Raw genomic sequence first — 13052 nt, 5'->3', positions numbered from 1 at the left:
TCTGACACCGACCGCTGTCCCACTGGAGCGACCACATGACCACCGGCACAGCCCCCCACACCGATGACGCCGCCACCGTCCTCTCCCCGACCGCGGAGCCGTCGCGGACGGCCGACCTCGTCACGACCCACACGCTGCTCAACTGCCTGATCCGCGAGGTGTCCGCCCCCGAGCATCAGGTGACGGTCGTCGACGATCACATCCTGCTACGGCTGCCTCGCCGGGGCCTGCTGCTGCGTGCCGCACTGCGTCGGACCTCGTTGATCGGAGCGCATCGCTTCCAGGGCTCGGTGCAGAGGCTCGACGGCGACACCTGGGTGACCGTGGACTGGCGCGAGCTGGCCGGCTGCATCCAGGACGAACTGGAACAGCGCACGGGACTGGCCAACGAGGAGTTCCTGAGCCAGGTGACGGACAGCCGGGAGACGATCCGCGTCGTACTGGAGGAGCGGGCGGGTGCCCGGGTGGCCGCGGACCTGTACGTGGCCTCGGAACAGTCCCTGGTGTTCGGCCACCGTTTCCACCCCACGCCCAAGGCCCGTACCGGCGACCCGGCGGACTGGCTGGCGTACGGACCGGAGACCGGCACCCGCTTCCGCCTGCGCTACCTCGCGGTGCGCCGCCGTCTCGTACGGGAAGAGGGCGACCCGCACGCGCTGGACGCACTGCACCGTGTGGCCGACCCGGAGTTCGCCGTACTCCCCGTGCACCCCTGGCAGTACCGGCTGCTGAAGAACCACGACCGGCTGCGCGAGGCGGTCGCCGCCGGGGACGTCGTGGACACCGGCACGGGCGGCCCGGAGATGGTGCCGACCGCATCGGTGCGGACGCTGTACGCCCCTGAGGCCGACGCGTTCCTGAAGTTCAGCCTCAACGTCCGGCTCACCAACTGTGTCCGCAGGCACGCGGGTTACGAGCTGTCCGGGGCCGTTGCCCTCGACCGGCTGCTCCAGCCCGTCTTCGCCCGGCTCGCCGACCGCTTCCCGGGATGCGCGGTCCTGGCCGAGCCCGGCTACCGCACCCTGGCCCCGGCAGGCGACATCTCTCTTCTGGAGGGCTTCGGCGTCATCGTCCGCTCCGGCCTGCGCCGGCATCTGCGTCCAGGGGTCACCCCCTTGCTCGCCGCCGCGGTGGCGGACGAGTATCCGACCAGCGCAGCCCATGTCTCCCGACTGCTCGCCCGCGGCGACGGTGACGTCCTGGCCTGGTGGGACGCGTACCTCCGGCTGTTGCTGCCCCCGGTACTGGCCGCCTACTTCGAACACGGTGTCGTGCTCGAACCCCACCTCCAGAACGTCGTCGTCGGCGTCGAGGCCGACGGCACTCCCGCGCAGATGTTCTTCCGCGACATGGAGGGCACCAAGCTCCTGCCCGGCCGTCACGGGCGGGCCCTCGACGATCTCCCGGACGATGTGCGCGGCCCCCTCACCTACGATCCCGAACACGGCTGGAACCGGGTCGCGTACTGCCTTCTGGTCAACCACACCGCCGAAATGATCAGCGCACTGGCCGACCTCGACCCGGCGCTGGAACCCTCCCTGTGGGGCCTGGTCCGCGACCACCTCGCAGGCTACGCCCGTACCGCCGCCGAACCGCCGCGCCTGCGTGCCCTGCTGTCCGGCGTACCGCTGCCGGCCAAGGCCAACCTTCTGCTGCGCTGGTCCCGCAAGGCCGACCGGCACGCGACCTACGTGCCTCTGCCCAGCCCGCTCGGCGCGGACTTCCCCCGCGAGGTGGTCCGGTGAGTCCCGAGATGCACGGCCTCCTCGCCGCACTGCCCGACGACGAACTGCCCGCCTACGTCTACGACCTGGCCCACCTGCGCGAACACGTGCGCACGATCCGGGCCGCGTTGCCGGACCGGGTCGAGCTGCTGTACGCCGCCAAGGCCAACTCCGACCCCCGGATCCTGCACACCCTCGCCGAACACGTCCACGGCTTCGAGGTGGCCTCCGGCGGTGAACTGGACCACGTCCGCGCCATCGTCCCGCGCGCGCCGATCGCCTTCGGCGGTCCGGGCAAGACGCAGTGGGAGCTGATCCGCGCACTGGACGCGAGGGCCGAGCGCCTGCACATCGAGAGCGAACACGAACTCCGCCTGCTCGCCACATTGCTGGGCGGCCGGAACGTGGACGTCCTGCTGCGGGTCGACCTGCCCGTCCACGTGGGCCGAGTCGCCCTGGCCATGGGCGGCGGGCCGTTCGGCATGGATCCCGTACAGCTGGACCGCTGCCTGGAGGTGATGGAGTCGGTCCCGGGCGTCCGACTGCGCGGCCTCCACTTCCACCTTGCCAGCGGTCTTCAGGCACGGCCCCATCTCCTGCTCGTCGACGAGGTCCTCGCCTGGGCCGAGAGCTGGGCCCGCGATCGCGGAGTGGATCTGCGCGAAGTCAACGTGGGCGGCGGCATGGGCGTCGACTACACGCATCCGTCCGGCCTGTACGACTGGCCCGCCCTCGGCGCCGGACTGCGCCGGATCCTCGCCCGTCACCCCCACCTCACCCTGCGGATCGAGCCCGGCCGCTCCGTCACGGCGTACTGCGGCCGGTACGTCACCCAGGTCCTGGACATCAAGTCCAGCCGCGGGCAGGCATTCGCCGTACTGCGCGGAGGTACCCACCATCTGCGCACCCCGGCCGCGAAGCAGCACGACCAGCCCTTCGAGGTGATCCCCGACGACACCTGGCGGCGGCCCTGGAATCGTCCGGAGGTGCGGGACGAGCCGGTGACACTGGTCGGACAGCTGTGCACGCCCAAGGATGTACTGGCAAGCCGGATCGTGGTCGAACGGCTGCGCGTCGGCGACCGCGTCGCCTTCGCCATGGCCGGTGCCTACGCGTGGAACATCTCCCACCACGCGTTCCTCATGCACCCCCACCCGACCTTCCATCACCTCGACGACACCGGCACGCCCGTCGCGGACGGGACGTATGCCGGTCGGCCGTCGTGAGTACCGTCCTCCGCCTGCCGGTGACGCACGCACTCGCCGTCCGGAACTTCCGGCGCTACCTGCTCGCGCAACTGGTCTCCAATACCGGCACATGGATGCAGCGGGGCGCCCAGGACCTGCTCGTCCTCCACACCACCGGCAACAGCGGCAGCGCGGTCGGCGTCGTGACCGCGCTGCAGTTCCTGCCCCAGACCCTGCTCGGCCTGACCGGAGGCATCCTGGCCGACCGGTATCCCAAGCGGCGGTTGCTGCTCCTGACCCAGACGGCGATGGCCGCGCAGTCGCTCCTGCTGGGACTGCTCACGGTGACCGGAGCCGTGAATCCGCTGTCCCTCTACGCGCTGGCCTTCGCCCTGGGAACCGCCACCGCTCTGGACGGTCCCGTCCGCAACGCCTACATCCGCGAACTCGTCTCCCACGAGCGGACGGCCAGCGCGGTCAGCTTGAACGCCGCCCAGTTCAACGTGGCCCGCGCGATCGGCCCGGCTCTCGCCGGCCTGACCGTAGCGGCCCTCGGCACCGGTCCGGTGTTCTTCCTGAACGCCGCCTCGTACCTGGCCGTCCTCCACGGACTGATCACCATCCGTACCGACGCGCCGGACGTGCCCGTCCACGTGCGACCGGGCCCCACGCGAGCGCGCGAGGCACTCCGCCACATCGCCACCACCCCGGAACTGCTCCTGCCGATCAGCCTCATCGCCTTCGTCGGCACCTTCGGTCTCAACTTCCAGGTAACCGTCTCGCTCGTCGCCGTCACGGTGTTCCACACGGGCGCCGCCACCTTCGGCTGCCTCTCCACCGCCTACGCTCTGGGCAGCCTCCTCGGTGCGGTCTACTGGGCCAACCAGGGCAAGCCCCCCACCGCGCGCCGTCTGACATCGACGACGATCGGTTTCGGCGCACTCGAAGTCGCGCAGGGCCTCATGCCGAGCTACGGCTCCTTCCTGGTCCTGCTGTTCATCACCGGATGTGCCGCGGTGACCGTGACCACCACCGCCAACGCCCTGATCCAGCTCCATGCCGACCCGGCGCTGCGGGGCCGCGTCCTGTCCGTCTACTTCCTCGTCCTTCTCGGCGGCACACCCATCGGCGCACCGCTGGTCGGCGTGGTGTCCGACGCTCTCGGAGCCCGCTTCACCCTGGTCCTGGGCGGCGTCGTCTCCCTCGTCACAGCGCTCGCGCTTTCTGTCTCGTTCGCGGGCCGGACCCGGCGGCGGATCCGCGTGACCGGACCGGCAGCCGTGACCGGCTCACCCGTCGCCTCGGTCCGGCCGAGGCGGGAGCGGCAGCCCGACCTGTGACGCATCCGGTGCTCGCCGACCGTGGTGCGGCTCGATGTCGCGAGCGTTCCCCGGCCGGCCGGGGGTCACCGGCGGGGCGGACCGGGGACGCCGTGTTCGCGCAGGGGGCCGACCCGCCAGCCGCGTTCCTGGCAGGTGTCGAGGATGCGGGGCAGCGCGGCGAGGGTGGTGCGCCAGGAGCCGATGGCGGAGGTGCAGTCGGAGTCGTGCAGCAGGATGGTGCCGCCACCGCGCAGGTCCGTCAGGACAGTGCGTTCGACGGATTGCGGGGTGGCCCGCCTGCGCCAGTCCTCGCCCCAGCAGGTCCACAGCACCGGGGTCATGCCGAGGCGCCGGCAGGCCAGATGGGCGGCGCCGCTCATCACCCCGTACGGCGGCCGGAAGAGCACGGGCGGGCTGCCGGTGACGGCGGCCACGGCGTCGCGGGCGCGGGCGAGATCGGCGTAGGCGGCGTGGGGACCGCGGAGCAGCAGCGGGCGGTGGTGCCAGCCGTGAACGGCGATTTCGTGCCCGGCCGCAGCCATTTCCGCGGCCAGCCCCGGTGAGCGGGCCAGCATCGAGCCGAGCATGAAGAAGGTGGCCCGCAGCCCGCGTGCGTCGAGGAGATCGAGGAAGCGCGGGGTGGACAGGTGGTCGGGCCCGTCGTCGAAGGTGAGCGCGACGTGATCTGGCCGGCCGCGGCCGGCCAGGCGCGGCATGACCGCGTTGCGCAGCGGCCCGAACGTGGAGATCACGGGTGCCGCGTGCAACGCCGCGAGCGCGGGCACCGCTGCGGCCGAGGCGAGCGCCGTGACCCGGGCGCGACGGGACGGGGTCATCGTCCGTCTCCGTCCAGGTAGTGGGCGACGGCGGTGAAGCGGGCGGGCGTCTCGTCGTAGGCGTGGGCCAGCGGGGCGGCGACACCCAGACAGGCCGTGACGGCCACGGTGACGGCCGCCAGGGCGATCCGCCGTCGGCCGGTGAAGCGCCTCACCGCGGGCCGTGCGTCCGGCGTGGGGTACAGCCGGGTTCTGGCGGCGATGGCGGTCACCGGTCCGGGAGCCAGGCGGTGCAGATCGAGTCCCAGCGCACGCTGGGCCCGACCGCGGGGGCCGTGGAGGAGTTCCGCCAGCACCGGGCCGAGGTCCGCCGGGTCGCGTATCCAGGCCGCCAGGCCCGCCTCGTCCAAGGCGTCCGCGTTGGTCCGGCCGTGACCGGGGATGCAGCGGTAACTGGCAACCGGCAGCCCGGCGGCGAACGCCTCCAGCGAGGTCAGCCCGCCCGCGTTCTGCACCAGGACGTCGCAGGCGTGCATCAGCCTGGGCATGTCGTCCACCCAGCCGAAGGTGTGCTCGATGCCGTCCGCGCGCAACTCCTTCACGAGGGACTCGTTGCGACCGCACACCACCACGGGCACCGCGACCCCGGTCTCCCGTATCTCCGCAGCGGCCCGTCGCACCGGCCCGACGCCCCACGACCCGGCGACCAGCAGGGCAAGGGGTGCGTCCGCGGGCAGGGCGAACCGCTCGCGGGCGGATGCCCGTTGCCCGGCGGTGGCGGGAGTGAAGCGTGCATCGGTGACCGGCCCCACGACGGTGGCGGCGACCGCGCCCTGTACGTGAGCCTGGGCCGCCGGCACCGGGTGCACGGCCAGGTGGGAGTCGATGCCGGGGGCGACCCAGAGGGCGTGGACGGAGAAGTCGGTGAGGTAGGTGAAGGCCGGCACCGTCAGCTTGCCGCGCCGGCGCAGTGCGCCGAGGACCTGGCTCGCGCCGGGATAGGTCGAGACGACCGCGCGGGTGTCCGGAGCGAGCGCCCGCAGGGTGCGCTTCCCGGCGGCGCGGAACAGTGCCCGCCACACCGCGCCGGGGCGTGCCGCGCGGTCGGTGACCGCGTACAGGCGCTGGTAGCCGTCCGGCAACCAGGTCAGCATGCGGTGGTAGGTACCGCACAGCAGCCGCCCCGTACCGGTGGGCAGTAGTTCGAGGAAGTCGTGCCGGTCCACCAGGTACCCGTGCTCGGCCAGCCGCTCGGCCAGCCCGGCGGCCGCACCGTCGTGTCCCGCGCCGACACCGGCCGAGATGATCGCGATCCGCCCGGCACCGCCCAGCGGCGGTGCGGCGGACTGCGAGGGCGCCGACTCCGGCACCAGGTCGTCACGGTGGACCACGGTGGATCGCCTCCTGATGGGCTAAGGGGCACGCCGGGCATGCCCGGCCCGGACGGCGCTGCGGGCAGGCCGAAGCCGCGCCTGCGCGCGGACCAGGGCCGCGAACGGACCGCTGTGGTGCCGAGAAGGGAAGCTACTACATGATGTAGAACTCGGGAAGTGATCGCCGCGGGACGGCGGTCCGGCCGCGGTCCGGACCGCGGCACCCCTGTCGGTACCGGTCAGGGACCGGTCGTGATCCTCGCCGAGGCCGCCGTGCCCGTAGGGGACGTATTCCTGTCCCGGGGACCCGGCTGTTGCCGGCGGCCTGGCCGGCGTGCTCGCCCGGCGCGCCGGGCGCGGGGAATGTTCAACGTGCTGATGCCGGTCCGGCACCGGGCGGCGGCGCGGCGGGGTGAGGGCCGGTGCCGGGCGGGTCAGAAGTGCCGCTCTCCGTGCTCCGGATGATCAGGGGCGCCGCCGCAGCCGTCCGGTCCGCGGCCGAGGGCGTCGTCGTGGGCGGTCCGTGCGGCGACAGGGGTGGTGTCGGCATGTGCCCTGCACAGCGCCCACTGTGCGCTGTCCAGCATGCGGTCGCTGTCCGAGGCGGCATTGGCCAGGCTCGCGCAGCAGACGGCCAGCAGCAGGCCGCCCGCCAGCAGGGGCAGACTGCGACGGGCGGGTGGCGGGGCGAGCAGGGCCCGTACTCGCCTGGGCACCACCCCACCGGTCGCGGCCAGCGCGGCGGGGCGGGACGCGCCGGCCGATGCCAGGGCGGCGCGGCCCACGGCGCGGGCGACGACCGTACGGTCACCGACCCGCTCGGCGGCCTCCTCGTCCGCCCAGCGCTCGAGGACGAAACTGCCCGCGACGGCCACCGGCCGCAGCAACGGGTTCAGAGCGGCCGAGAGCCGCCACACACTCTGGAAGACGTGGTGACGCCCGCTCAGATGTGCCCGCTCGTGGGCGAGCAGCGCCAGGCGCTCGGCGTCACCGAGGCGGCGCAGCATCCCCCTGGAGACGACGATCCGGCCCGGCGCCCCAGGCAGTGCGAAGGCCAGCGGGACGTCGTCGTCGAGTACGGCCAGCTCGGTGTGCCCGGGTAGCTCGGCGCACTCCCGCCGGGCCCGGAGCAGGTGGCGGCCCTGCCGGACGGCGGCCACGCCGAGGGAGACGACACACACCGCGAGCACCAGGGTGCTGGCGGCCGCGACCACGGCGTAGACGGGGTCCTGGGAGCGCAGCGCGGACACGGACCAGCGGCCCTCCTCGGCGATCTGCGGGATCTGTGCCACTCCGGTGAAAGCCAGCAGGGCGAGGGAACCCGCCCATCCGGCCGCCGTCACCAGCGCGGCGCACGCCAGCGCCAGGGCCGCCGGGCGCGGGGGCAGCCGGTGCGCCACGGGCGGTGCCAGCACGGCGAGCGCCGCGGTGACGAGGAACGGGATGTAGACGCTGATCAGCACCGGCTCACCGCTTCCCGGGCGCGCGCCGGCTCTCGGGGGGTACGTCGTCGTGCCCGGACAGCAGCAGCTGCTGGAGCAGTTGCTCGTCCTGTTCGGACAGTTCCGAGACGAAGCGGGCCAGCACCGCCTGACGGTCGGAGCCACCCGTCAGCAGTGAGTGCATGCGCTGGGCGGTGTGCGACGCCTCGTCGCGGGCCGGCTCGTAGGCATAGCCGCGGCCCTCCCGGTGCCGTACCAGCATGCCCTTGTCGTGCAGCCGGGACAGGATGGTGAGCACGGTCGTGTAGGCGAGGTCGCCCGGCAGCTGTTCCCGGACCTCCCGCGCGGTCCGCGGACCGTCTGCCGCCCAGAGCGCGGCGAGTACATCGCTCTCCAGCTGGCCGCGTGCCCGCCTGCCGGACGCCTCGTGGGCTTCCTCGTCTCCTCGGCCCGTCACCTCACCGTCCGCCTTCCCTCGCCGTCGTCGCGTACAGGCTACCCGCCCATGTTCTACTTGTTGTAGGACATGTCCTCGCGTGAGACCGCCGGGGGGACGGCGGGGCCGGCGGGGCGGGCGGCGGAGACCGTCCGGGCGGATGCGTCTACAAGACTGTAGTCATATGGTTGGGGACCCGGTCGGTGGCAAGGGCGTCAGCAGGCGCGCTGGACCGGGCGTCGCCGACGTGCGGAACTTGCGGACCGCCAGGGCGCCGGCCAGGAGAACAGGGAACTGTCCGCCGTGACGCCTGGGGTCGATCCGTGGCTTTTATTGTGGTTTGCGAGGATGACGCGGCAGTCCGTGACGTGCTCAAGCGCGCACTTGAGCACGACGGGCACACGCTCGCTGTCGCTTCCACCGCGGACAGCCTGCTGCGGCAACTCGACCCGCTCCCTCACCTGGTCGTCCTGGACCTGGGGCTCCCGGACGCCGATGGCCGGGACGTCTGCCTGGCGCTGCGGGCACGGGGCATCGATGCCCCGGTGCTGATGCTCACCGCCCTGGACGGCATGCACCACAAGGTGGGCGGCTTCGAGGCGGGAACCGACGACTACATGACGAAGCCGTTCGACATCCCGGAGTTGCTGGTGAGGGTTCGCGCCCTGCTGCGCAGAACAACCGCGGCGACCCCACGAAGAGGCGTCGTTCTCGATCCGGCGAAACATACCGTGATCCACGGTTCGACGAGCGAGAGCCTGACACCGACCGAGTTTCGGCTGCTGGGCAGGCTCATCGCCTCGCAGGGCGACGCGGTACGCCGCCACGCCCTGGTTGCCGCGGGTTGGCCGCACGGCGCGCAGGTCAGCGACAACACCCTTGACTCCTTCGTTCGCCGGCTACGGACCAAACTCGGTGCGCTGGGTGTGGCCGACCGCCTGGCAACGGTCCGTGGGGTGGGCTATCGATGGGAGTGACAGGCTTTCGCGGGAGGGTCGTCGCGCTCGCGGTCCTGATCGCCACAGCGGTGGTCGCGGTGCTGGTGGTGGTCTCGCACGTGTTGCTGAGCCAGGTGACCGACGCCGACGCGGACGCTCTGGCGCATACGCGTGCGGAGGCGGTGGCGGCGAACGTAGCCGTACGCGGTGGTCACGTCGTGCTGATCGAGGGAGGCAATGAAGCGCTGGACACGGTCTCGTGGGTGTATGCCGATGGGCACCTCATCGACGGGATCGTGCCGGGTGGTGTCCTCGACCGCGTCGTCGAACTCGTCGGCTCCGGGCGGTCCCGGACCACCACGGTCGGCAGTCGTCTGCTGTACGCCCAGCCGGTCCGGCTGGAGGGCCACCGCGTCATGGTGGTCGTGAGGGTGGATCTGACGCCGTACGAGACCTCGGAGCAGCGCAGCCTGACGATGTCGCTCATGCTGGGCGGCATCTCGATCCTGCTCGCCGGCGTCGTCGCGCACCTCGTGGTGGGGCGCGCGTTGCGGGTCGTGCACGAAATGGCCGCCCTCGCCGACGACTGGGGCGATCACGAACCCGGGCGCCGATTCGGCCTCGGTGTTCCGCGGGACGAATTCGGGGAGCTGGGGCGAACTCTCGATCGCCTGCTCGACCGTGTGGACCACGCGCTCGCGGACGAACGTCGGCTCACCGACGAGATCGCCCACGAGTTGCGGACGCCCCTGACCGCCCTGCGGGGCGAGGCGCAGTTGGCGCAGCTCTCCGGTCACCAGGTGGCACCGGAGGCCGTGCTGACCGAGGTCGACCGCCTGAACACGGCGATCACCACGATTCTCGGTGCCGCCCGGACCCGGATCGACGGGGATACCCGCTGCGATCTCGGGGCGGCGGCGCGCCAGGCTGTCGCCGGTCGCGCCATCGACGTCGCCGTCCCGGACGACGTCGCCGTCGCGGTGGCGACGGAACTCGTCGTGGCGGTGCTGTCGCCCCTGCTGGAGAACGGCCTGCGGCATGCGAGTTCGCGCGTCTGGGTCACGGCGCGCATCCAGCCCCGGGGGGCCGTGATCGAAGTCCTCGACGACGGCCCGGGGTTCGATCCGGCGGAGGTCGACCGGGTCTTCGAAGCGGGCGTGACCAGCGGCGAGGGGCACGGGTTGGGGCTGGCGGTGGTGAAGCGTCTCGCCGCGTCCGCGGGAGTGGCGGTCCGTGCGGTCGCGGCTGGTCATGGCCGCGTGGAGGTGACCTTCCCCACGGCGGGCGCGATCGCGTAGTCAGGTTGTGTGCAGGTCGGCCGGGTAACCCTCGGCGCATGACAACGACGAGCGAAGCCCGCACGCGCCGCAGCGGGCGGCTGATGCTGAACAAGGTTCCCGAGGTCACCATCTGGTTCTGGGTGATCAAGATCCTTTGTACGACCGTCGGCGAGAGCTTCGCCGACTGGATCAACATGAAGCTGGGCGTCGGCCTGGTGAACACCGCCTGGATCTTCACCGCGGTGTTCGTCGTGGTGCTGGGCGTCCAGCTGCGGCTGAAGCGGTACGTCCCCTTCCCGTACTGGCTGACCGTGGTCGTCGTCAGTGTCACGGGCACGCTGTACACGGATATCCTGACCGACCAGCTCAACGTGCCGCTGTGGATCAGCTCCACCGTGTTCTCGGTCCTGCTCGCCGTGGTCTTCGGCACGTGGTGGATGCGCGAGCGCACCCTCTCGATCCACTCGGTCACGACCCTGTCGCGCGAGTCGTTCTACTGGCTCACCGTTCTCGTCACCTTCGCGCTCGGCACCGCGACCGGCGACTGGACCCTCGAGCTCACCGGCTGGAGCCCGGGAGTCTCGGTCCTGTTGCCGCTCGGCCTCATCGCGGCGATCACGCTGTTGCGGAGGTTCGGCGCGAACCCGGTGCTGTCCTTCTGGCTCGCCTACATCCTGACCCGCCCCCTGGGCGCCAACATCGGCGACTGGCTCGCCTCCCCCAAGGTCGCCCAGCCGGGCGAGCCGACCGGCCTCGCGCTGGGCACCTTCACCACCAGCCTGATCTTCCTCGGACTGATCCTGGTGACCGTCATCTACCTGACGGTGACGCGCTCCGACGTGACGGAGACATCCGAAGCCACGCACGCCCCGCGGACCGCCGCCGACCCGCGAAAGGAGCGCGTCGCGCTGGCGGGCTTCGGCCTCCTCGCCGTCGCCACCGGGTTCCTGCTGGTCTGGGCGCACAGCCGGCCGCACGTCGGCCCGGCGCCGGAGGAGGACGCCACCTCCACCGTTCGCCTCGCCCCCGGCCAGGCCGTGAAGAAGTTCCCGTCCACGAAGGTCGACGCGCTGCGGGCTCTCGCGTCGACCTCGCTCAAGGACGCACGGTCGGGCAACGCGAGCGGCGCCCACGCGGCCGCCCAGTCGCTGCGAGACCTCTGGGACGCCGACCAGGCCACGTTGCAGCCGCTGGACAACACCGGCTGGACGTTCCTCGACGCCCAGATGGACCAGGTCCTGAAGACCTTCGGCATCGACCACTCCAACGCGCCGATGCCGCCGGCGCGGCAGGAGGCCGAACTCGGCACCCTCCTCACGGACATGCGCTGACGGACCTGATCGGCGGCGACTCGGCCGGGGTGACGATCAGCCGTTCCTGGAGAGGAGAGGTCCGTCGGCATGGGACATGCGGCGCGCGGAAGTGCGCTCGATGATCAGGAAGGCGGCGTCGTCGGCGAGCCGTTCACCGGAGTGTTCGAGCAGGTCGCGGTGAAGGTGGTGCAGCAGGGCGTCAGGGCTGGAGGCGGGGAAGGAGGCGACCCGCTCGGCCAGCGGATAGAAGGTTCCGTCCGGTGAACGGGCTTCGATCACGCCGTCGGTGTAGAGCAGCAGCATGTCGCCTGTCTCGAAGGTGAAGGGATCGGTGCGGTCGTTCCGCACGCACAGGGAGCACAGGCCCAACGGGGGCGCGGGCCGCCGGGAGTTCAGGAAGGTCACCCGCTCTCCACGGATCAGCAGGGGTGGCGGGTGGCCGCAGTTGAGCATCTCGGCCTGCGGCCCCTGGTCGCGGATGTCGACCATGACGGCGGTGATGAAGTGCTCGCCGGCCTCGTGCGTGGAATCGGCGACCTCCTCCAGGTGGCGGCATACGCTCTCCTCGACGGCGCCGACGAGTTCGGGCAACGAGGAGTACCGGTGGGCGCCCTCACGGAACGCGCCCATCACCACCGATGCCTCGCCGATGGAGGCCAGCCCGTGGCCTCGTACATCGCCGATGAGCACCCGCGTGCAGGGATGATCGGCGCGGGCGACCGCCAGCAGGTCGCCCCCGATCTGGGCCTCGTCTTCGGCGGCCAGATACAGCCAGGCCAGCCGCAGGGGCCCGATCCGGTGTGGTGGTGGCCGCAGCAGAGTCCGCTGTGCCGTCTCGGCCACCGACCGCACCCGGCTCAGCTCTTGGGCACGCCGCTCCCGCACATAGGTGATGAAGACCACCAGAGCCGACAGCACGGCCAGGGCGATGAGCTGCGCCACGTGATTGGTCGTGGTCAGTCCGCCATGGAAGACCGAGATGACCACCAGGGCCGCCTGCGCCAGCACCCCGACCAGAGCGGTCAGCCGCGGACCCGCGAACGAGGCGGTCAGGGTCGGCGCGATGACCAGCAACGGGCCCAGATGGACAGTGGTGCCGATACCGATGTCCGTCACGGTGATGACCACGATCAGCGCGAGCGCGATCAGCAGCGGCCCGCGCCCGGTGTGCCGCTCCAAGACGCGACCATCAGCTACCCCGCGCACACCCATGTAGCCTTTTTAGACCTTTTTGTCGGTACATGCTCGGCGCGCTTCCCGC

The 13052-nt window shown here is 71.7% G+C and carries 11 protein-coding genes; 6 read left to right on the top strand and 5 right to left on the bottom strand.

Annotated elements, in window-relative coordinates; all coding sequences use genetic code 11:
• The first annotated feature begins 35 nt into the window (after positions 1-35).
• Genes VT52_RS11445 through VT52_RS11435 form a run of 3 tightly spaced genes read left to right on the top strand, consistent with a single transcriptional unit; the run spans position 36 to position 4251 of the window.
• Positions 36-1745, top strand: a complete 1710-nt coding sequence (locus VT52_RS11445) for an IucA/IucC family protein (protein ID WP_046421970.1) — start codon at positions 36-38, stop codon at positions 1743-1745.
• 8 nt (positions 1746-1753) lie between these two features.
• Positions 1754-2950 (top strand): type III PLP-dependent enzyme, encoded by a 1197-nt coding sequence (locus VT52_RS11440; RefSeq protein ID WP_046421969.1) that lies wholly within the window; start codon positions 1754-1756, stop codon positions 2948-2950.
• Positions 2947-4251 carry an MFS transporter gene (locus tag VT52_RS11435; protein WP_240509717.1) on the top strand — a complete coding sequence of 435 codons (1305 nt, stop codon included), beginning with the start codon at positions 2947-2949 and terminating at the stop codon, positions 4249-4251. The genes VT52_RS11440 and VT52_RS11435 overlap by 4 nt, the downstream gene beginning before the upstream one ends.
• Positions 4252-4316: 65 nt before the next feature.
• Here the strand turns inward: VT52_RS11435 and VT52_RS11430 are convergent, their stop codons facing one another.
• The 4 genes from VT52_RS11430 to VT52_RS11415 all read right to left on the bottom strand — a co-directional run bounded on the left by VT52_RS11430 (position 4317) and on the right by VT52_RS11415 (position 8281).
• Entirely contained in the window at positions 4317-5069 is a 753-nt protein-coding gene (locus VT52_RS11430; protein WP_046421968.1) for a polysaccharide deacetylase family protein, read from the bottom strand.
• Complete coding sequence (locus tag VT52_RS11425; RefSeq protein WP_107481305.1) at positions 5066-6400, bottom strand: MGDG synthase family glycosyltransferase; 1335 nt, start codon at positions 6398-6400, stop codon at positions 5066-5068. Before VT52_RS11425 ends, VT52_RS11430 begins: the two co-directional genes overlap by 4 nt.
• Positions 6401-6816: 416 nt before the next feature.
• The gene (locus tag VT52_RS11420; protein WP_046421967.1) at positions 6817-7845 is read right to left on the bottom strand and encodes a M56 family metallopeptidase; all 1029 of its coding nucleotides are present in this window, start codon (positions 7843-7845) and stop codon (positions 6817-6819) included.
• A 4-nt stretch (positions 7846-7849) separates the two neighbouring features.
• Positions 7850-8281, bottom strand: coding sequence for a BlaI/MecI/CopY family transcriptional regulator (locus tag VT52_RS11415; RefSeq protein WP_107481304.1), 432 nt, complete (start codon positions 8279-8281; stop codon positions 7850-7852).
• A gap of 302 nt (positions 8282-8583) precedes the next feature.
• Between VT52_RS11415 and VT52_RS11410 the strand changes: the two genes are divergently transcribed.
• From VT52_RS11410 to VT52_RS11400, 3 genes are read left to right on the top strand one after another with little or no spacing between them, the layout of a single operon-like run.
• Positions 8584-9237 carry a response regulator transcription factor gene (locus VT52_RS11410; protein WP_046421966.1) on the top strand — a complete coding sequence of 218 codons (654 nt, stop codon included), beginning with the start codon at positions 8584-8586 and terminating at the stop codon, positions 9235-9237.
• Entirely contained in the window at positions 9228-10496 is a 1269-nt protein-coding gene (locus VT52_RS11405; RefSeq protein ID WP_046421965.1) for a sensor histidine kinase, read from the top strand. The genes VT52_RS11410 and VT52_RS11405 overlap by 10 nt, the downstream gene beginning before the upstream one ends.
• Before the next feature lie 38 nt (positions 10497-10534).
• Positions 10535-11809 carry a COG4705 family protein gene (locus VT52_RS11400; RefSeq protein WP_046421964.1) on the top strand — a complete coding sequence of 425 codons (1275 nt, stop codon included), beginning with the start codon at positions 10535-10537 and terminating at the stop codon, positions 11807-11809.
• 36 nt (positions 11810-11845) lie between these two features.
• Here the strand turns inward: VT52_RS11400 and VT52_RS11395 are convergent, their stop codons facing one another.
• Positions 11846-12970 carry a PP2C family protein-serine/threonine phosphatase gene (locus VT52_RS11395; protein ID WP_240509716.1) on the bottom strand — a complete coding sequence of 375 codons (1125 nt, stop codon included), beginning with the start codon at positions 12968-12970 and terminating at the stop codon, positions 11846-11848.
• Positions 12971-13052 lie beyond the last annotated feature (82 nt).

The sequence above is a fragment of the Streptomyces malaysiense genome, from assembly GCF_000980885.2.
Classification (GTDB): Bacteria; Actinomycetota; Actinomycetes; order Streptomycetales; family Streptomycetaceae; genus Streptomyces; species Streptomyces malaysiense.
This window is presented reverse-complemented; position numbering and strand designations above follow the sequence as displayed.

What these genes read in the sequence shown, in the direction of transcription:
- VT52_RS11445 (WP_046421970.1), top strand. Translation starts at nt 36, where the DNA reads ATGACCACCGGCACAGCCCCCCACACCGATGACGCCGCCACCGTCCTC.
- VT52_RS11440 (WP_046421969.1), top strand. Translation starts at nt 1,754, where the DNA reads ATGCACGGCCTCCTCGCCGCACTGCCCGACGACGAACTGCCCGCCTAC.
- VT52_RS11430 (WP_046421968.1), bottom strand. Translation starts at nt 5,069, where the DNA reads ATGACCCCGTCCCGTCGCGCCCGGGTCACGGCGCTCGCCTCGGCCGCA.
- VT52_RS11405 (WP_046421965.1), top strand. Translation starts at nt 9,228, where the DNA reads ATGGGAGTGACAGGCTTTCGCGGGAGGGTCGTCGCGCTCGCGGTCCTG.
- VT52_RS11400 (WP_046421964.1), top strand. Translation starts at nt 10,535, where the DNA reads ATGACAACGACGAGCGAAGCCCGCACGCGCCGCAGCGGGCGGCTGATG.